The organism is Methylocystis rosea, from assembly GCF_003855495.1.
GTDB classification, from domain to species: Bacteria; Pseudomonadota; Alphaproteobacteria; order Rhizobiales; family Beijerinckiaceae; genus Methylocystis; species Methylocystis rosea_A.
In genome coordinates, this window is sequence record NZ_CP034086.1 from 1,495,001 (window position 1) to 1,514,084 (window position 19,084).

Sequence of the window (19,084 nt, forward strand, 5' to 3'; positions counted from 1 at the left end):
CGCTACTCGCGCTCGATGCGGATGACCTGCGCACGTGAAACGATGACGCCATCCTGATAGATCAGGTCCAGCGCCTCGCGCACGAGGTGTTCGCTCGTCGCATGGGTGATGAGGATAACATCGACGCAATCCCCCGGCGCGCCCCGCGCGCCGCGTTGCACGATGCTTTCAAGCGATATGCGGCGCTCCGCCATGCGCGTCGCGATCTTGGCGAAGGCGCCGGCGACGTCGCGCGCCGACATGCGGATGTAATAGCCGCCTTCGTGGCGCTGCATCGGCGTACGCTTGAGCTCGGCGAGCTTCGCGGTCGGCAGACCGAACGGCGCCGAACGCACGCCCTTGGCGATGTCGGCGATATCGGCGACGACGGCCGAGGCCGTCGCGTCGCCGCCGGCGCCGGGCCCCACGAGCGTCAGCTCATGCACCGCGTCGGCGTCGATGGTGACGGCGTTCAACACGCCCATCACCTGGGCGATGGCGGAATTCTTGCTGACCATCGTCGGATGGACGCGCTGCTCGACTCCATCAGCGGTGCGCTGCGCGACGCCAAGCAGCTTGATGCGGTAGCCAAGCTCGGCCGCAGCGTCGATGTCGGCAAGCGTCACGCGCTCAATGCCTTCGATATCGATGGCGCCGGCGGCGATGCGCGCGCCGAAGGCCAGCGAGGTGAGGATCGCAAGCTTGTGAGCGGTGTCGAAACCGCCGATGTCGAAGGTCGGATCGGCCTCGGCGTAGCCGAGCCTCTGCGCCTCCGTCAAGCATTCCTCGAAGGAGAGCTGCTCCCGCTCCATGCGCGACAGGATGTAATTGCAGGTGCCGTTGAGAATGCCGTAGACGCGCTCAATCGAATTGCCGGCGAGCCCCTCGCGCAGCGTCTTGACGATCGGAATGCCGCCGGCGACGGACGCCTCGAAGGCGAGCGCGGCATGGTTCTCCTCGGCGAGCGCTGCGAGATGCAAACCATGCGCGGCGAGCAAGGCCTTGTTAGCGGTGACGACCGCCTTACCATGTGCGAGCGCGGTTTCAACGCTGGCCCTCGCTGGCCCTTCGGAGCCGCCGATCAATTCGACGAAAAGATCGATCGCCGGCGAGGACGCGAGCTTGACCGGATCAGGAAAGAACTCCGCGCCGGAAAGGTCGGCGCCCCGCTCTTTGGTTGCGTCGCGAGCCGAAACGCCCGCCAGGACGATCTGCCGTCCGGTGCGGGCCGTGAGCGCCTCGGCTTGGCGGCGGAGCAGGCGCGCCACCGCCGCGCCGACGGTGCCGAGCCCCGCGATGCCGACGCGCAAGATCTCCGACATTGCAACCTTTCCGGGAAAATGAGCGGGCGACGAAAGCCCAGAGACGCTAGCGCCTTGTGCCCGATTTGGCGCCTTCAATCAAGAAACCGCCGACGCCGCGAGGGGGATTGAGCCGTTGCAATTGACGCCCTAACTCTTGGACAAGCTGAAGCCAAGCCTACTGGCGGCGAAAGGGAGATGACAATGACGCCACGAATGAGCGTATTCGCGATTCTGACCGCTTTGGCGCTGGCCTTTTCCGGCACTTATGCGCTGGCCGGCATTGGCGTGCATGTGGAGGCGGCTATTGAGCATACTCAAGAAGCGATAGACGACGGCGCGAAGGGCGACTCCAAGGAGATCGTTACGCATGTGATGAGCGCGCTCGGCCATGCGCGCGAGGCGCTGCACGAAAAGGCCATCGAACGGGACCGCGCCGCCAACAAGCTGCTGCATCGCGCGATCAGGCATCTGCGCCTGGCCGAAATGCGCGCACGGTTTGGCGACCCCGTGCGCGCCGTCAAGCACGCGACCAGCGCGCTCGCCGAACTGAAGAAGATCAAGTGACGGCGGCGCGCGACGCGGCGAGGACGCGGGCAAGGACTCATAGCGGCGGCATGGTCGTCGCCAGATAGCTCGGCATTCTGCTCGCCGCTCTCTCGCGGCGTAATGCGCCCTCGCGCGCGGCTCGTCGGCGAGCGTCCCGCTAATGCGGCACGCCCGACCAGATCTTGCGCTTGGTGAAATAGAGCAGCCCGACGAAGACGAGCAGGAAGGCCACGACGCCAAGCCCGACTCGCTTGCGCGACTCAAGATGCGGCTCTGCGACCCACATCATGAAGGCCGCGACGTCCTTGGCGTATTGGTCGATTGTTTGCGGCGCGCCGTCCTCATAGGTCACCACGCCCTCCGAGAGTGGCGGCGGCATGCCGATGCGCCGGCCGGGCATATAGGGATCGTAGAACTGTCCTTCCGGCAGTTTCACGTCTGGCGGCGGGTCTTCGTAGCCCTCCATCAGCGAGGTGATGTAGTCGACGCCGTGTTCCTGATAGGAAAAGCCCGGCAAAGCGTCGAACAGGAAGAGTGGAAAGCCGCGCGAATAGCCGCGCGCTTTGGCCAGAACCGACATGTCCGGCGGATAATTGCCGGCCAGCGCGGCGCGCGCCGCCTGTTCATTGGCGAAAGGCGGGGGGAATCGATCGCTGGGGCGGCCCGGCCGATCGAAATATTCGCCCGCCTGGTTTGGGCCGTCCTTGATCTTGTAGCTCGCGGCGAGCGCTTCGACCTCTTTCTCAGGAAACTCCGGCCCGCCGGGCTGCGAAAGATTGCGGAAGGCGAGCATTTTGATCGAATGGCAGGAGGAGCAGACCTCCTTGTAGACCTTGAAACCTCTGCGCAACTGCGCCCTGTCGTAGCGGCCGAAGGCGCCAGCGAAGCTCCAGTCAAAGCGCTTTGGCGTCCGCTCATGTCGCTCGCTCTCGTGCCGCGCTTCCTTTTCCGTGGCCTGAGGCGCAGCGACCTGATCGGTCGCGGATGGCGGCGCTTCCTGCTGGCTCCAGGCGGGGCTGACCAGCGTCATCGCCGCAGCAATCGTGAGGGGAACGAGCGAGAGGCGCTTCATCCGACGCATCGAGGGCTGTCGCTGGGAAGATCCTACGATCATGTCAGACATGGGAGGTTTCCCCCCGCATCATCGAAGCGTCGATGGATTCTGGCACCGGCTCCGGCTTCTCCACTTTGCCGATGACCGGCAAAATGACGAGGAAGTGCAGGAAATAATAAGCCGACAATAGCCGGGCGAACCAAAGATAAGCGCCTTCGGCGGGCTGCGCCCCCAGATAGCCAAGCCCGATGCACACCGCGACAAAAATCCAGAACTCCTTGCGAAACAGCGGCCGATACACGGCCGATTTCACCTTCGACGTATCGAGCCACGGCAGCGCCGCGGTGATCAAAATCGATGCAAAGAGAGCAGTGACGCCGAGCAGCTTGTTCGGGATCGCGCGAAGGATCGCGTAGAACGGCAGGAAGTACCACTCCGGCACGATATGCGGCGGCGTGACGAGCGGATTGGCTTCGATGTAATTGTCTGGATGGCCGAGGTAATTCGGCACGAAAAACGTCAGCCAGGCGTAGACGACGAGAAAAGCCGCGATGCCGACCGCGTCCTTCATGGTCGCATAGGGCGTGAAAGGAACAGTTTCCTTCTTCACGTCCTTCACCTCGACGCCGGACGGATTGTTCTGGCCCGTCACATGCAGCGCCCAAACATGAAGCGCGACGATGGCGACGATGATGAACGGCACCAGATAGTGCAAAGCATAAAAGCGATTGAGCGTCGGATTGTCGACGGAATAGCCGCCGAGCAGCCAGGTCGTGATGGCGGTTCCGACGACGGGAATGGCGGAAAAGAGATTGGTGATGACGGTCGCCGCCCAGAAGGACATCTGTCCCCACGGTAAGACATAGCCCAGGAATCCCGTGGCCATCATCAGCATGAAGATCACCACGCCGAGAATCCACAAGACCTCGCGCGGGTCCTTGTAGGACCCGTAATACATGCCGCGGAAGATGTGGAGGTAGACGGCGAGGAAGAACATCGACGCGCCATTGGCGTGCGCGTAGCGCAGCACAGTGCCCCAATTCACGTCGCGCATGATCTTCTCGACGGAATCGAAAGCGAGCGTCGTTTCCGGGGTGTAATGCATCGCCAGGACGACGCCCGTTACGATCTGCGCGACGAGCATGAAACTCAAGATCGCGCCAAACACCCACATGTAGTTCAGGTTTTTTGGCGTCGGATAGGAGACGAAAGAATCATGCATGAAGCTCAAAATCGGCAGACGGCGCTCCAACCAGCGAGCGAAGCCGCTCTTGGGCGTGTATTGGGAATGTCCTTCCATGGGCTTGGTGCTCTCGGAATCTCGCGCGGGAAAAATGAAAGGCGCTTGGCCTTGGCTAGCCGATCTTAATTTTGCTCTCGGCGATGAAGGCGTAAGGCGGCACCTCCAGATTGGTCGGCGCCGGGCCGCTGCGAATCCTGCCCGAAAGGTCGTAGACCGAGCCGTGGCAGGGACAGAACCAGCCGTTGTATTCGCCTTCCTTGCCGGTCGGAATGCAGCCGAGATGCGTGCAGACTCCGATGATCACGAGCCATTCGGGTTTTTGGACGCGTTTCGAATCGGCCTCCGGATCCGGCAGAACCGACAGCGGCGTGTCCTCCGCCGCCTTGATTTCGGCCGGCGTCCGATGGCGCACGAAAACCGGCTTGCCGCGCCATTTCACGGTGACAATCTGGCCTTCGGGGACCGAAGAAAGATCGACTTCCGTCGAGGCCAACGCGAGGGTGGACGCGTCCGGGTTCATCTGGGCGATCAGCGGCCAGACCATGCCGGCCGCTGCGCCTGCTGCGGCGGCGCCCGTTGCGATATAGAGAATGTCCCGCCGGCTTGGCTCCGCCGGTTTTGCGGCGGTGTCTTTGCTTGTCACGCTCGAACCTCTCCCAACGCTCTCAAGTCTTCGCGGCCGAGGCTGCGGCTGCGCCCAAGGCGATCGTTCCACGTTTTGCCGCTTCCGGCCAATCGCTGCGGTGCGCCACGCCAAGGCAATGCCAAGGCTGCGGCGGGGCGGAGGTGATATGTGACGCGAATCCCCGCCGCTGTCCACAAGTCGACATAGGGAAATTTGGGCATTCACCCTGCCACACAAGACCGTTGCCGATATTCGCGGCGATATGCCGCAAATTCACCATCTCCTCCCACTCGAACGGACCATGACTTCTCTTACGCTAGCCTTGTATCAGCCGGACATTCCTCAGAACGCCGGCGCCATGCTGCGCACATGCGCGTGCCTCGGCGTTTCGGCGGCGATCATCGGACCGGCCGGATTCCCCACAAGCGATCGCGACTTTCGCCGCGCCGGCATGGACTATCTCGATCACGTGACGATTGACCGACATTCGTCCTTCACGGCCTTTCAAGCGTGGCGGGCTGCGTCCGGCCAGGCGGCCGAGAGCCGCCGGCTGCTGCTGCTGTCGACGCGGGCGTCGGCGTCCTATCTCGACTGCGACTATCGCCAAGGCGACATTCTGCTCGTCGGCCGGGAGTCCGCAGGCGCGCCGGAAGAGGTGCATGCCGCCGCCGATCTGACGCTCCGCATTCCCATGTGCGGCGGCATGCGCTCGCTGAACGTCGCCGTCGCCGCGGCGATCGTCATGAGCGAGGCGCTTCGGCAGTTGCGCGCCCGCTGACTGGGTGCGGCGGCGCACAGCGCAATGGCGAAATGACCTTTTAGTCTGCGATCGTCATGGCGTATTAAGGCGATATTCATTGATTTCAGGAGGGCGTTATGACCCACCAGACGATTCGCATCTCGCTCATGGTTTGGGAGCGGCTATTGAAATCTCTCAATGCGGCTCTGCTGACCGCGCTTCTCTGCGTGGCCCTTTATGCGCTTGTGACCAATCTGTCAGAGGCGCGCGGCGCTATCGGCAAGCTGTTGGTAAAGTTCACGCAGATTGAGAGCATCGAAGGCTTTAATGTGAAGGCGGCGTTCCGCGTGGATCAGATCGCGCAGGCGACGCCCATCTATCAGGCTCTGCCGGCGGACATGAAGGACATGCTGCCCGACGACATTCGATCGCTTCGCGCCAGCTGGGTGGAGCGACTTCTTTATGTGGGCGACCAGGGCAAGCTGTGCGAGTTTGAGTCGCCGAGTCAGAAAATGGTCGAAGACCATAATGCGGACCGGCATTTGTCGGCTGACGGGCTGATTACGATGAGGGACTCGCGCGAGGTGAAGGCGCAGGTGCTTGAAGACATGCGCCAGGCGAAAGCGAGGAACCGTGGGTGGCCGAACGGCGAGCCCCGCTCCTGCTATGTCACCGAGCTGACCGAGCGCGGCAGAAACGTCAAGACGGCGCTGGCGCAGTTTCTGCGCGCCGGCTTCGCGGCGGCGACGGCGACGCCGGCCGCGACGCGTGACCCCAAGACGAAAGTCGCGGAGATGACGCAATAGTCGTCCTGCTGAATTGACAAGGCATGGCGCCGGCGGGATGAAGCGGCGAGAAGAGGAGACGTCGATGAACGCCGCGCCCGATCAGCTCGAAGCTCGCAAAGACGCCGCCCGCACATGGTTCGAGTCGTTGCAGCTGCGCATCATCGCCGCCTTCGAAGCGCTGGAGGATGAAGCGCCGGGGCCATTCGCGCCCGATGTCAACGCGCCGGGCCGCTTCGTTCTCACCGCCTGGAGCCGGACGGACCGCAACGGCGCGACTTTAGGAAGCGCCGCTCGAAACATCGGCGGCGCGCCTGGGGGCGGCGGCCGCATGGGGATGATCCATGGCCGGGTGTTCGAAAAGGCCGGCGTGCATTGCTCCACCGTCTTTGGAACCTTCGCGCCTGAATTCGCCAAGCAGATCCCGGGCGCGGCGGAGGACCCCCGCTTTTTTGCGACAGGGATCTCGCTGATCGCCCACCCGTGGAACCCCAATGTTCCCGCCGTGCATATGAACACGCGCTTCGTCGTGACGAGCAAGGCGTGGTTTGGCGGCGGCGCCGACCTGACGCCGGTGCTTGATGCGCGCCGCACGCAGGACGATCCCGACACGATCGCCTTTCACGCCGCGATGCGCGGCGCCTGCGAGCGCCATTCCGTCGCCGACTATGCGCGCTTCAAGCAATGGTGCGATGAATATTTCTTCCTCGCCCATCGCAACGAGCCGCGCGGTATCGGCGGCATTTTCTATGATTACTTCAACAGCGCCGGGGACGCTGCAAACTCCGCCTGGGATGCAGATTTCGCCTTCACCCGCGACGTCGGCGAAAGCTTTGTCGACATCTATCCGGAACTCGTGCGGCGCAACTTCGCCAAGCCATGGAGCGAGGCGCAGCGCGACGAGCAGCTCGTTCGGCGCGGCCGCTATGTCGAATATAATCTGCTCTACGATCGCGGCACGATCTTCGGGCTAAAGACCGGCGGCAATGTCGACTCGATTCTCTCCTCGATGCCGCCTCTGGTGAAGTGGCCGTAGGGCATAGCGAATAACCGCCACGTCATGGCCGGGCTTGTCCCGGCCATCCACGCGATCCGTGCGCTCGCGATCCTTCAATGTCACTGCGATGTCTTGGGGTGGATGCCCGCGACAAGCGCCGGCATGACGCGCAGAAAGCCCGGCCTTCCTTCCAGGACCACCCTATTCGTCCGGGCCTTTTTCTGAACACTTAAGCGTGCACTTGACTTTCAGCCGATGCCGCTGATACTCAAGTGTATGGTTGAGTATTCGAAAGAGCTGGATCGCGCGTTCCACGCGCTTGCTGATGCGACACGACGCGGAATTCTTGAGCGTCTGTCGCGCGGAACTGCGTCTGTCAGCGAACTGGCGAAACCCTACGCGTCATCGCTCGCAGCTATCCAGCAGCATGTCCAAGTGCTCGAAGCGAGCGGCTTAGTCGTCACGCAGAAGCGCGGACGCACCCGCGAGTGCCGCATTTCCAGCGACGCCATCCTGCGCGTCGAAAATTGGCTCAGCGAACGCCGTCAATTGTGGGAACACCGTTTCGATCAGCTCGAAAGATTGCTCGAAAGCGAAAAAAAACCCGTCCATCCCAAGCATTCCAAATCCTCAACCCCGAAAGGCAAGAAATGACTGCCCTACCCTTGTTTCACGGAACATTCACGATAAAGCGTTCTTGGTCGGCGACGCCGGAACGCATCTTCAGCGCATGGTCTGATCCCGCGGTGAAGGAGCAATGGTTTCGGGGTCCGCCGGAGCAATGGCGTGAAACGCGCCGTTCGATGGATTTTCGCGTGGGGGGCGTCGAAGTGGCGGAAGGCCGTTTCGATAATGGAGTTACGACTCTTTTTGAAGCTCGCTATCACGTCATCGATCCGAACTGCCGTCTCATCTACGTCTATGATCTCCATCTTGCTGGCGCACTCCACTCCGTCACTCTGTCCAGCCTTAACATTCAACCGGACGGCGACCGGACTGGTGTGTCCTATACCGAGCAGATCGTGTTCATGGACGGGAAGGATGGCGTCGAGATGCGTCGCGACGGCACCGAATGGCATTTCGAAACAATCGAGCGGCTGCTCAAGTAGCCGCCCGTCATGCGTCGCGGGCACCCCACGCCGTGACGTGGATGGCCGAGTCGGGACAAGCCCGGCCATGACGTCCCGAGCGTTCGTCACCCAAACGTCCATCGCCGGTTGAGCGCGAAGGTGACGAACATCGCCAGCACAGTGGTGACGATCTGCGCCGGCAGATAAGGCGCGCTCCAGCGATCGACGAAGAGGCTCATCAAGACATAAGTGACGCAAAAGCCGACGAAGGCGACCAGCGCAAAGCGCCACGTCGCCTCAGTGTGCGGCCGATCGCTTGCGAAGGTGTGACGCCGGTTCAGGAGATAGGCGATAAGCCCGCCGACCACATAGCCGCACAGCGTCGCCGGCACCGCGCGCCAGCCCGCGCCTTCGACCAATGCGATGAGAATGGCGTAATGCGCGAGCGTCGCGCCGACGCCGACCGACGCGTAAGTCGCAAGCTGACGCGTCGTCGACATGTTCAGCGCGGCAACGTTGCGTAGTGGCGCGCGATGTCGCGCATCTCGGCTTCCGACATTTGGCGGCTCATGTAGCGCATCTCCTTATGCGCCCGCCTGCCGGTTTTGAACGCCTTAATTTGATTGAAGAGATAAAGTTCGTGCTGGCCGGCAAGATGCGGTACGTCGGCGCTTTTGGCGATCCCGTCCGCGCCATGACATGCCGCGCATTGCGCAAAGACGGCTGAAAGGTCGCCGGCCTGGGCCCGTCCCGCGCCGGCGAGGACAAGCAACATCGGAAAAAAGAAACAGCTCGTAATCCGCATGGCTGCCATGTTGAAGGGACGAGGAACGGCAATGATAGCGCGATTCGCCGGCCCGAGGCTCCGTCCCTCCCCTTTCAGACCCCTCTCCCGCCCTTGCCGCCCCTTCACATGACCGTCATTCTCGTCTAGACAGTCGGCGACTTTCGAGCCGGGCGCGCCCCGCTCGCCGCCCGCATCACCGGTTCGCCGACAATGACGGGCAAGTTCGGGACGCGTTCTGGTCCAAGGGCCGGAATCGCGGCCCTTTTTTGTGCGCGCTCGCCTCCCGCGCGGCGTGCGCCGGGCAAAAGACGAAAGGTTTCCTCATCCTGAGGAGGCGGCGCAGCCGCCGTCTCGGACGAGGAAGCCACTGGACAAATCTCGCCCTCCTGCTCCGAGACGCGCCTTACGGCGCTCCTCAGCATGAGGGCGAAAGAGCGCTGACGAGCGGATGACAACTGAGGCGGCATGCCGAAAAGAACCGACATTTCCACGATCATGATCATCGGCGCCGGACCAATCGTCATCGGCCAGGCGTGCGAATTCGACTATTCAGGCACCCAGGCCTGCAAGGCGCTCAAGGCGGAAGGCTATCGGATCGTTCTCGTCAACTCCAATCCGGCGACGATCATGACCGACCCGGACATGGCCGACCGCACCTATATCGAGCCGATAACGCCCGAAATCGTCGCCAAGATCATCGAGAAAGAGCGCTATGCCGCGCCCGGCGGCTTCGCGCTGCTGCCGACGATGGGCGGACAGACCGCGCTCAATTGCGCGCTCAGTCTCGAAAAAATGGGCGTGCTGAACGAATTCGACGTCGAGATGATCGGCGCGACCGCCCATGCGATCGACAAAGCCGAAGACCGCGAACTGTTCCGCGAGGCGATGACGAAAATCGGCCTCGACACGCCGCGCTCGCATCACGTCAAGACATTGGCGGCCGCGCTCGAGGCGCTCGACGATATCGGTCTACCGGCGATCATCCGTCCGTCCTTCACGCTCGGCGGCACCGGCGGCGGCATCGCCTACAACAAGGTGGAGTTCATCGAGATCGTCGAGCGCGGCATCGACGCCTCGCCGACGAATGAAGTGCTGGTCGAAGAAAGCGTTCTTGGCTGGAAAGAATACGAGATGGAAGTCGTCCGCGACAAGGCGGACAATTGCATCATCGTCTGCTCCATCGAAAACATCGATCCGATGGGCGTGCACACAGGCGACAGCATCACCGTCGCGCCGGCGCTGACTCTGACCGACAAAGAATACCAGATCATGCGCGACGCCTCGATCGCGGTGTTGCGCGAGATCGGCGTCGAAACCGGCGGCTCGAACGTGCAATTCGCGGTCGATCCCTCTAACGGGCGCATGATCGTCATCGAGATGAACCCGCGCGTATCGCGTTCGTCGGCGCTGGCGTCGAAAGCCACCGGCTTCCCGATCGCCAAGGTCGCCGCGCGGTTGGCGGTCGGCTACACGCTTGACGAGATCGCCAACGACATTACCGGCGGGGCGACGCCAGCCTCCTTCGAGCCGACGATCGACTACATCGTCACCAAAATTCCGCGCTTCGCCTTCGAAAAATTTCCGGGCGCCGAACCGACATTGACTACGGCCATGAAGTCGGTCGGCGAAGCGATGGCGATCGGCCGCAATTTCGCCGAGTCGCTGCAAAAGGCGTTGCGCTCACTGGAGACCGGCCTCTGCGGCCTCGACGAGATCGAGATCGAAGGCTTCGGAAAAGGCGACGATATGAATGTGCTGCGCGGCGCGCTCGGCACGCCGACGCCGGACCGGCTGCTCATCGTCGGCCAGGCGCTGCGGCTCGGCATGACGGCCGAAGCCATTCACGAGGCCAGCAAGATCGACATCTGGTTTATCGAGCGCATCGCGGAAATCGTCGCGCTCGAAAATAAGGTCAAGAACTACGGCCTGCCGGAGGACGCCGAAAATCTTCGCAAGCTCAAATTCGCCGGCTTCTCCGATTCGCGCCTCGCGACGCTTACCGGCCAGGATGAGGCAGACGTGCGCGAGCTGCGCCACCGTCTCGACGTGCGGCCCGTCTACAAGCGCATCGATACCTGCGCGGCCGAATTCGCCTCGCCCACAGCCTATATGTATTCGACCTATGAGACGCCGTTCATCGGGAGCCCCGCGAGTGAGGCGCGGCCCTCGGACAAGAACAAGATCGTCATTCTGGGCGGCGGGCCGAACCGCATCGGGCAAGGCATCGAATTCGACTATTGCTGCTGTCACGCCTGCTTCGCGCTCGCCGAAGCCGGTTTCGAGACGATCATGATCAATTGCAATCCGGAGACGGTTTCGACGGATTACGACACTTCAGACCGGCTCTATTTCGAACCGCTGACGAATGAAGACGTCGCCGAAATTCTCGATGTCGAGAAGTCTAACGGCGTGCTTGTCGGCGTCATCGTGCAATATGGCGGGCAGACGCCGCTGAAGCTTGCGCATGGCCTCGAGCAGGCGGGCGCGCCTATTCTGGGCACGCCGGTCGATTCGATCGACCTCGCCGAAGACCGAGATCGCTTCAAGCGGCTCCTCGACAAGTTGGGGCTAAAGCAGCCCAAGAACGGCATCGCCTATTCCGTGGAGCAGTCGCGGATCGTCGTGCAGGAGCTTGGGCTGCCGCTCGTCGTGCGCCCAAGCTATGTGCTGGGCGGCCGCGCCATGGCGATCATCCGCGATCAAAGCGATCTCGACGATTATCTCCTCGGCACGCTGCCAAGCCTCGTGCCCTCCGAGATCAAGGCGCGCTACCCGAACGACAAGACCGGTCAGATCAACACGGTGCTCGGCAAGAATCCGCTGCTCTTCGATCGCTATCTGACCGACGCCATCGAAATCGACGTGGATTGTCTCGCTGACGGCGACGAGGCCGTCATCGCCGGCGTCATGGAACATATCGAAGAGGCGGGCATTCATTCAGGCGATTCGGCCTGCTCCCTGCCCCCGCGCTCGCTCGCGCCAGAGACGATCGCCGCGCTCGAGGCGCAGACCAAAAGCCTCGCGATGTCGCTTGGAGTCGTCGGCTTGATGAATGTGCAATTCGCGCTCAAGGACGGCGAGATCTATGTGCTCGAAGTGAACCCGCGCGCCTCGCGCACCGTGCCTTTCGTCGCCAAGGTGATCGGCAGCCCCATCGCCAAGATCGCGGCTCGGGTGATGGCCGGCGCGAAGCTCGTCGACTTCGATCCGCTCAACACGAAGCCGGCGCATGTCGGCGTGAAGGAGTCCGTCTTCCCCTTTGCGCGGTTTCCAGGCGTGGACACCGTCCTTGGCCCCGAAATGCGCTCAACGGGCGAAGTCATGGGTCTCGACACCTCATTTGACGCCGCTTTCGTCAAGAGCCAGCTCGGCGGCGGCACCAAGGCTCCGCGCGAGGGCGTTGTTTTCGTCTCGGTCAGGGATGCGGATAAAGGCCGAATCATTCCGGCGGTCCGCCTGTTGAAGGAGGTCGGCTTCTCCATTGTCGCCACGGGCGGCACGGCGCGCTATCTCGTCGAGCGGGGTATTCCCGCCCAGAAATTAAACAAGGTGTCGGAAGGACGGCCGCATATCGTCGACGCCATCAAGAACGGCTCGATCGCGCTCGTCTTCAACACCACCGAAGGGGCGCAGGCGCTTGCGGACTCCCGCTCCTTGCGCCGCGCCGCGCTTCTGCATAAGGTTCCCTATTATACGACCCTGGCGGGGGCGGTCGCGGCGGCCCAGGGAATACGCGCCTATGTGTCTGGAGACCTTAGGGTCCGGGCGCTGCAGGACTATTTTCCGCCCAACGCGACCAAGTGAAATTTGGGAGTTCTGCGACGCAAGCGGCGGTGCGGTAACATTTGACCACCACTTGGCGGCCTAAGATTTAGCGCATGGCCGCGGTTCGGCGGGCGCAACCTCCGCCGATGCGCCGCGTGATTGGCGAAACCAAGAAAAGACTAGAAAGCGAAAGCAATGGTGGACAAGGTACCCATGACCGCCGGCGGCTACGCCGCGCTCACCGAAGAATTGCGCCGCCGACAGCAGGAGAACCGTCCGCGCATCATTCAGCAGATCGCTGAAGCCCGCGCGCATGGCGATCTTTCGGAGAACGCTGAATATCACGCGGCGAAAGAGGCGCAGTCGCTGAACGAAGGCCGCATCGCCGAGCTTGAGGACAAGCTGTCGCGCGCCGAAGTCATTGACGTCTCGAAGCTCAACGGCTCGACGATCAAATTCGGCGCGACGGTCACGGTCGTCGACGAGGACACCGAAGAGGAGAAGGCCTATCAGATCGTCGGCGAGACTGAGGCCGATGTGAAGAGCGGCCGGGTCTCGATCACGAGCCCCATCGCGCGCGCCCTGATCGGCAAGACGGTCGGCGACACCGTGGAGGTGACGACCCCGGGCGGCGGCAAGAGCTACGAGATTTTGAAGGTCGCGTTTGGGTGACGCGCGGGGCGGCGCCGACCCCCTCCCCAACCCTCCCCCGCTTCGCGGGAGAGGGGGTCAGATTCAGGACGATGCGACGCACCGCGCAACCTTCGTGATTAGGGTTCCTTCTCCCGCTTTAGCGGGGGAGGGACAGGGAGGGGGCGCTTCGAGCAGCCTGCTACCGCCGCTCACGACAATCCGCGTTCTCTCCGACGGCCGCGCAGGGCACGAGGCGCAGACGCTCGGCGTCGCGCAAGCGTTAGGCGTGACTCCCGACATTCGCTGCGTCGTCTCCCGCCACGTCTACGCAGCGCTCGCGCCTTTTGCGCCAGCCGACCCCCGGGACGGCTTCGCACACGCCCCGCCCTACCCCGATATCGCGATCGCCGCGGGACGGCGAACGATCCCGGCGCTCAGGCGACTGAAGCGCGACTCCGGCGGGCGGACATTCACGATCTATCTGAACAAGCCCGCGAACGGACTAAGCGCCGCCGATCTCATCGTCGCGCCGCGCCATGACGGCCTTCGCGGCGCAAATGTCTTCTCGCCGCTCACGCCGGCGAACCGGATTACGCCGGAGCGGCTCGCGGCGGGGCGCGCCGCGCCCGATCCCAGCATCGCCGTCCTGCCCCGCCCGCGCATTGCGCTCATCGTCGGCGGCGACAGCCGGCATGGCGCCTATGGCGCGGCGCACATCGCCGAACTGGAGCACAACGCGGCGTCGCTCCTCGCCGCCGGGCGCTCGGTCATGGCGACGGCCTCCCGGCGCACGCCTACAGCCCTGCGGGAGAGGCTTCAGCGCATTCTCGTCGCCCCGAGCGGCTGCTTCTGGGATGGAGAGGGAGAGAACCCCTATCTTTCGATGCTGGCGAACGCCGACGCGATCATCGTCACCGGCGACAGCGTCAATATGGTGGGAGAGGCGGTCGCGACCGCCGCGCCGGTCTATGTCGTTCCGCCGCCGGGGCGCCGAATCAAGATCGACGCCTATCTCACGGCGCTCGCCGACGCCGGCGCCATCCGCATCTGGAGCGGCGCGCTCGCGGACTGGCGCCGCGCGCCGCTTAATGCGACGCCCGACATCGCCCGCGCCGTTGCGCAAGCCTATTCGGCCTTTGCCGGGCCGCGTCGTTAATTCTGAGCGCCCTCCGCTTTTCTGAGCGGCGCTGCCCCACCAAGGCGCGAGGCTGCTTGAAAAACCCGCCGCGCGCCGATATGAGTGACCCGCCGCGCGCCTTTGGGCGTCCGCCAATCGCCGCTTTAGCTCAGCTGGTAGAGCACCTCATTCGTAATGAGGGGGTCGGGGGTTCGAATCCCTCAAGCGGCACCATCTGCATTTCTTAAAATGCTTTGCCTTCTTTGGCGACCCGATGGTGACGGCAGAGTGCCGATCAGTGGTGACGATGGCAGACCGATCGGCGATGGTGTTCCTTCATCAAATTAATCACCATGGCCGCGCGTCTGAAATCCGCGCCATTCACTGAATAGCCAGCGCTTGCTATTCCTCTATGAGGCAGAAACTTTCCTTTGGCCGATTGCCCCAGCCGCCGACCCAGCCAGGTCCGCCACCTTTGGCGATGACGCCCCAGCGACCATAAATGACGTTTGCGCCGCTCGGTTCTGCGTCCAACATGTCGCCGGAGCCAATCGACCAGCCATTCACGTTATCCCACCACGCTTCATCCAGTCGGAGCCCCGGTCGCGCGCTGTCGGGCGAATGCCGGCAGGGATTTTCCACACTCGGCGCGTACGCTAAGTCTGCCTGCCAGAAAAAGCGGCGACCGACGGTGACGCCGTCGGCCATATAGATGTCGCCCCAGACCCTAATTCCATAGGCGTCGGTCGTTACGTCGTAGAGCGCATAGAGATGACCGCCGGCTCCACAGCCGCTGGTGTCTAGTTTGACCCATTCGCCATCAACACCCCGAAATTCTGTACGCCTCGCTCCGATCCGGAATCGCGGGCTTTTATCAGCAATCCCGATATCGCTGCGGTAGGCATCCAACCATAGGAAGCTTCTGCCATCCATGCAGTTTCGCCGGATGGACCACTCTTCGACTTTCGGCGGCTCTGGGGGGCTGCCTTTTTGCGGGTCGGGGTTCGACCATGAAATGTCCGTCTGCGTCGAGGTGACGGGCTTAATCGTCCAGCGCGACATTCTTCGGCCGCCCGACATGAGCACGCCCGTGCTATTGTCGCGCAGAAGAAAATAGTCCGTTGCTCGCTCTCTCTGCGACGAAATCAAACCACACGCGGCCACATGCGCTGATACGTAAACCGGCCGATTCAATTCCCGACGCAATATAATCCATCTCCCACGCCTCCTTGTGCGTGAGGCGTCGTAGAAGTTGGTGGTCATCACGTCGACGCCAACATCACGTAGCACAGTAAGTGACGGCATGTTCTTTGAGAAAGGATGCGGCCATTCGAGGTAGACGGCTCCGCCAGGTTTGAGCCGCTTCGACCTTTATGAAGGTAGTGCCTGAGCGGGTTGATGCCGCAGCTCGCGACGTCGGGATTTGTCTTCAGATACCACTGCGACTGAAAACTTTCGCTGGGGTTTCGTCCTTCGAACCCGCCAAAAAGATAATAGTGCGTTATTGGGCTAAGACCGCTCTTCGTAACGTCGGCGTTTTCGCTCAGATAGTAGTTGTTGTCGAAAAAGCCGTTTGGATTTGCTAGGCAGCCTCTGCGAAGGAAATGGAGATAGGCCTCTTTCGCTGTTATGGCCGGTCGGCCAATGCTCGCCGCATACCACTTGGGATCGAATAGCGGATGCGGCCAATAGCCATTTTCGCCTCCAACGGCGAGGAAGTGCTCGAGCGGTGTTAGCGACGAAACGCTCGTGCGCATGTATTCTTGTGCGTACCAAGTTGGATCGAAGGCGGGGTTCGGAATCCGGTATTCTCTCGCACCAAAAAGTATGAAGTGCTTTAGAGGATCGATCCCCTGTTCACGCACTCGTGGATAAAGCGTAAGATACGTCCATATTGAAAAATGCGGGCTAGGATCCCGCATTTCGCGCCAACCGAATTGCTGATAATGCTGTAGCGGATCTAAGCCTCGGGCTCGGACGTCCTCGTTGACGGACAAATACCAATTTGCATCAAACAAGCCACTTTTTACGTACATATCTTGGTCAAGCGAATGCGTCTTATTATTGCGCGAAAAGAAGCCGGCGCTCGCCAATAGTCGGGCTATTTTTTTCACTTAGACCACCGCGTTAAATGCACTCACGAACTCTCGCCAATGTCGATCGGGCCACGCCTAAGATTGAGAGGATGCGTTGCGCACCTGATCCGCGCCCTGTTTCCCCAACGAACGAACTGCCAATGTCCAAGGCGCATCTTTGGCGACTTGTTCACGCGGCTAGGGTCACAGCAAACATCATAAGACGAAAATATATTAGGGTTTATGGTGGCTTACAAGCCATTCAAATATCCGCAAGCGTCCGCCGACAACGACCTCGTTTCTTTGACTGAAAGGTGGAGCGGCGCGCTCATCGCGTTGTGAGCAAGGGCTAAGAGTGGATCGTCCGAGGCGCCGATGCAGACGCCATCCGCCGCTGCCGAGGCGTGTCGTGTATCTTAAGCGCTCTCTTGAACTGCGATCGAACGGCACGCGGCGCAGCGGGTCAGCTCGGCGGCGGCTATGGTGTGCAGATGGTACCGTGAACCGCAAGACTGCGCCATTTCTGCGCGTCCCAACCTCCCCTCAGCGATCCATCTCCTGCAGCGCCGTCAGCGACTCAGGCAACACCTGCCCGCCGTCGATCACCAGCGTTTGGCCGGTGATGTAGCCGGCTTCGTCGCTCGCGAAAAACAGCGCGGCGTAGGCGATGTCCTCGACGCTCCCGAGCCGGCGTTGGGGGATCGAGGCCGTCATGCTCGCTAAATATTCTTCGCCGAGTTCGTCCAGTCCTTCGGTGCGCACATTGCCCGGCAGAACGGCGTTGATGGTGATGCCGTACGGCGTCAGTTCCAGCGCCGCCGTGCGCATGAAGCCGAGTTGTCCCGCCTTGCTCGCCGCGTAATGCGTCCAGCCGGGATAGCCGGTGATCGGGCCGGTGATGGAGGAGGTCAGCACGATCCGGCCCCGACCGCTGCGCGCCAGCGCGGGCGTGCAGGCCTGCACGCTCAGAAAGGCGCCGGCAAGATTTGTGGACAACACCTCGTTCCATTGCGCCAGCGTCATGTCCATCATACGCGCGGCCGGAAAGACGCCGGCGTTGGCGCAGAGAATGTCGACGCCGCCGTGCCGCTCGAGCGCCGCGGCCGCCATCCGCTCGACATCGCCCGGATTGCCGACATCGGCGGCAAAACCGCTGGCGCGTCCCCCTTCCGCTCGGATCGCCGCCGCCGCAGCCTCGGCCTGCGCGAGGTCACGGCTAACCACCAGCACCTGGGCGCCCTTGGCTGCGAAAACACGCGCGACGCCACGGCCGATGCCTCGGCTGCCGCCGGTGACGATGACCGACCGATCGGCGATGGAGGTGAGCATTTTAACGCGGCCCCTCTGCTGGCGCCCCCTTCGGGCGAATCAATATTTCGCGACGACCGGAGCGGCGCCCCAGTTGAAATGATAATTCAGGCCGACGCGGACGACATGACCGTCGAAGCGCGTGCGCGCTTGAGTGGCGTTGGCGAACAACAGGTTCGTGAGCTGCCAATCGGTGGTGATTGCGACAGGATAGGCGGCGGCGCCGAGATCGTAAAAGAGATATTCGATCTTGGCGCTCCATTGCGGCCAGAACATCCATTCCAGTCCGCCGCCGGCCGTCCAGCCGACCCGCGTCTGCGAAAATCGTCCCTGATTGGCGCCGAGCAACAAAAAGCCGGAGAAATCATTCGGCACGTGTTGAAAAAGACTCGTGGTGGACGTCGCCTGGCCGTAAGCGAGTCCGCCGGTCGCATAAGCAAGCAATGTCGGCGTTATGAGATAGCCGAGGCGACCGCGCACCGTGCCGAGAAAATCGAGCGTCTTGCCGCTCGCAACGCTCGTCAGCAGGTTGAGCCCGGGCGCGGGCGCGGGCGCAAGCGTCACGACGGCGGCGTTGCCGTTCGAGCCGGCGAGGCCCTGAATGTCCGTTTCTATTCCAGCGAGAAACCCGCCGTTAAACTGCAAATCATAGCCAAGTTGGCCGCCGCCGATGAAACCGGCGCTATTCGTCGAGACGCTGCCCGTTCCTGAGATGGCTGCAGCCGCCGCCCACGGGACATTGTCGGCGCCATTGATGAGAAAGGGCGCCGAAGCGAAGTTGGTCCCCGTGCTGGCGTTCCATGCGCCGCCCGCATTCAGACCGGCGTGGAAGCCGGTCCACATCGGCGGCGGAGGCGGAAGATAGGCCGGCGGCGCCTTGAGGGAGGGCAAATCCGCGGCGAGCGCCGATCCTGTTGCGAACGCCAGCGCCAGAACAGCGCCTGTCAAGAATTTATGGGCCATCATTGTCCTCGCCGTGAAGAACTCCCGAATGAGGGCAAATGAGCAAGGCGAGAGGCGTTTCGCAATTCGAACCTTCAGCTTCGACCGCGCTTTA

Annotated in this window: 19 protein-coding genes and 1 tRNA gene; 10 read left to right on the plus strand and 10 right to left on the minus strand. The window is 62.4% G+C overall.

Features of this window, described 5'->3' with window-relative positions; genetic code table 11:
* Positions 1 to 2 precede the first annotated feature (2 nt).
* On the minus strand, positions 3 to 1,301 hold the full coding sequence (locus EHO51_RS07235; RefSeq protein WP_124738324.1) for a homoserine dehydrogenase: 1,299 nt from the start codon (positions 1,299 to 1,301) through the stop codon (positions 3 to 5).
* Positions 1,302 to 1,484: 183 nt separating this feature from the next.
* On the opposite strand from EHO51_RS07235, the gene smbP reads away from it, so the two are divergent.
* Positions 1,485 to 1,847: a small metal-binding protein SmbP gene (smbP, locus tag EHO51_RS07240; RefSeq protein ID WP_245434788.1), complete on the plus strand. Its 363-nt coding sequence runs from the start codon at positions 1,485 to 1,487 to the stop codon at positions 1,845 to 1,847.
* A 139-nt stretch (positions 1,848 to 1,986) separates the two neighbouring features.
* Here the strand turns inward: smbP and EHO51_RS07245 are convergent, their stop codons facing one another.
* The 3 genes from EHO51_RS07245 to petA are packed head-to-tail and all read right to left on the minus strand — an operon-like array spanning position 1,987 to position 4,769.
* Complete coding sequence (locus EHO51_RS07245; protein WP_245434790.1) at positions 1,987 to 2,952, minus strand: cytochrome c1; 966 nt, start codon at positions 2,950 to 2,952, stop codon at positions 1,987 to 1,989.
* A complete protein-coding gene (locus tag EHO51_RS07250) occupies positions 2,945 to 4,183 on the minus strand; it encodes a cytochrome b (protein WP_124738325.1) in 1,239 nt (412 codons plus the stop codon). The genes EHO51_RS07245 and EHO51_RS07250 overlap by 8 nt, the downstream gene beginning before the upstream one ends.
* A 55-nt stretch (positions 4,184 to 4,238) precedes the next feature.
* Positions 4,239 to 4,769, minus strand: coding sequence for a ubiquinol-cytochrome c reductase iron-sulfur subunit (petA, locus tag EHO51_RS07255; protein WP_018408200.1), 531 nt, complete (start codon positions 4,767 to 4,769; stop codon positions 4,239 to 4,241).
* Positions 4,770 to 5,052: 283 nt separating this feature from the next.
* Between petA and EHO51_RS07260 the strand changes: the two genes are divergently transcribed.
* From EHO51_RS07260 to EHO51_RS07280, 5 genes are all read left to right on the plus strand, one after another.
* Positions 5,053 to 5,529, plus strand: a complete 477-nt coding sequence (locus tag EHO51_RS07260; RefSeq protein ID WP_124738326.1) for a tRNA (cytidine(34)-2'-O)-methyltransferase — start codon at positions 5,053 to 5,055, stop codon at positions 5,527 to 5,529.
* Between the two features lie 98 nt (positions 5,530 to 5,627).
* The gene (locus tag EHO51_RS07265) at positions 5,628 to 6,296 is read left to right on the plus strand and encodes an rRNA methylase (protein WP_124738327.1); all 669 of its coding nucleotides are present in this window, start codon (positions 5,628 to 5,630) and stop codon (positions 6,294 to 6,296) included.
* Between the two features lie 37 nt (positions 6,297 to 6,333).
* On the plus strand, positions 6,334 to 7,311 hold the full coding sequence (gene hemF / locus EHO51_RS07270; RefSeq protein ID WP_124738328.1) for an oxygen-dependent coproporphyrinogen oxidase: 978 nt from the start codon (positions 6,334 to 6,336) through the stop codon (positions 7,309 to 7,311).
* A gap of 237 nt (positions 7,312 to 7,548) precedes the next feature.
* Positions 7,549 to 7,926, plus strand: a complete 378-nt coding sequence (locus EHO51_RS07275; protein ID WP_164479365.1) for an ArsR/SmtB family transcription factor — start codon at positions 7,549 to 7,551, stop codon at positions 7,924 to 7,926.
* On the plus strand, positions 7,923 to 8,381 hold the full coding sequence (locus EHO51_RS07280; RefSeq protein ID WP_124738330.1) for an SRPBCC family protein: 459 nt from the start codon (positions 7,923 to 7,925) through the stop codon (positions 8,379 to 8,381). Before EHO51_RS07275 ends, EHO51_RS07280 begins: the two co-directional genes overlap by 4 nt.
* An 86-nt stretch (positions 8,382 to 8,467) precedes the next feature.
* Here EHO51_RS07280 and EHO51_RS07285 read toward each other — a convergent pair whose 3' ends face one another.
* Positions 8,468 to 8,842 carry a GtrA family protein gene (locus EHO51_RS07285; RefSeq protein WP_124738331.1) on the minus strand — a complete coding sequence of 125 codons (375 nt, stop codon included), beginning with the start codon at positions 8,840 to 8,842 and terminating at the stop codon, positions 8,468 to 8,470.
* Between the two features lie 2 nt (positions 8,843 to 8,844).
* Positions 8,845 to 9,147 (minus strand): c-type cytochrome, encoded by a 303-nt coding sequence (locus EHO51_RS07290; RefSeq protein WP_245434793.1) that lies wholly within the window; start codon positions 9,145 to 9,147, stop codon positions 8,845 to 8,847.
* A gap of 447 nt (positions 9,148 to 9,594) precedes the next feature.
* Here EHO51_RS07290 and carB point away from each other — a divergent pair, with 447 nt between their 5' ends.
* From carB to EHO51_RS07310, 4 genes are all read left to right on the plus strand, one after another.
* Positions 9,595 to 12,933 (plus strand): carbamoyl-phosphate synthase large subunit, encoded by a 3,339-nt coding sequence (gene carB / locus EHO51_RS07295; RefSeq protein WP_124738333.1) that lies wholly within the window; start codon positions 9,595 to 9,597, stop codon positions 12,931 to 12,933.
* A gap of 156 nt (positions 12,934 to 13,089) precedes the next feature.
* On the plus strand, positions 13,090 to 13,566 hold the full coding sequence (greA, locus tag EHO51_RS07300) for a transcription elongation factor GreA (protein ID WP_124738334.1): 477 nt from the start codon (positions 13,090 to 13,092) through the stop codon (positions 13,564 to 13,566).
* 247 nt (positions 13,567 to 13,813) lie between these two features.
* A complete protein-coding gene (locus EHO51_RS07305) occupies positions 13,814 to 14,683 on the plus strand; it encodes a mitochondrial fission ELM1 family protein (protein ID WP_245434795.1) in 870 nt (289 codons plus the stop codon).
* 119 nt (positions 14,684 to 14,802) lie between these two features.
* Positions 14,803 to 14,878 (plus strand) — tRNA-Thr (locus tag EHO51_RS07310).
* 168 nt (positions 14,879 to 15,046) lie between these two features.
* Here the strand turns inward: EHO51_RS07310 and EHO51_RS07315 are convergent.
* The 4 genes from EHO51_RS07315 to EHO51_RS07330 form a co-directional block, all read right to left on the minus strand.
* Entirely contained in the window at positions 15,047 to 15,907 is an 861-nt protein-coding gene (locus EHO51_RS07315) for a hypothetical protein (RefSeq protein WP_164479366.1), read from the minus strand.
* Positions 15,907 to 16,758 (minus strand): hypothetical protein, encoded by an 852-nt coding sequence (locus EHO51_RS07320; protein WP_124738337.1) that lies wholly within the window; start codon positions 16,756 to 16,758, stop codon positions 15,907 to 15,909. The genes EHO51_RS07315 and EHO51_RS07320 overlap by 1 nt, the downstream gene beginning before the upstream one ends.
* Before the next feature lie 504 nt (positions 16,759 to 17,262).
* The gene (gene fabG, locus EHO51_RS07325) at positions 17,263 to 18,048 is read right to left on the minus strand and encodes a 3-oxoacyl-ACP reductase FabG (protein WP_124738338.1); all 786 of its coding nucleotides are present in this window, start codon (positions 18,046 to 18,048) and stop codon (positions 17,263 to 17,265) included.
* A 39-nt stretch (positions 18,049 to 18,087) separates the two neighbouring features.
* Positions 18,088 to 18,993: an outer membrane protein gene (locus EHO51_RS07330; protein ID WP_124738339.1), complete on the minus strand. Its 906-nt coding sequence runs from the start codon at positions 18,991 to 18,993 to the stop codon at positions 18,088 to 18,090.
* Positions 18,994 to 19,084: the final 91 nt, after the last annotated feature.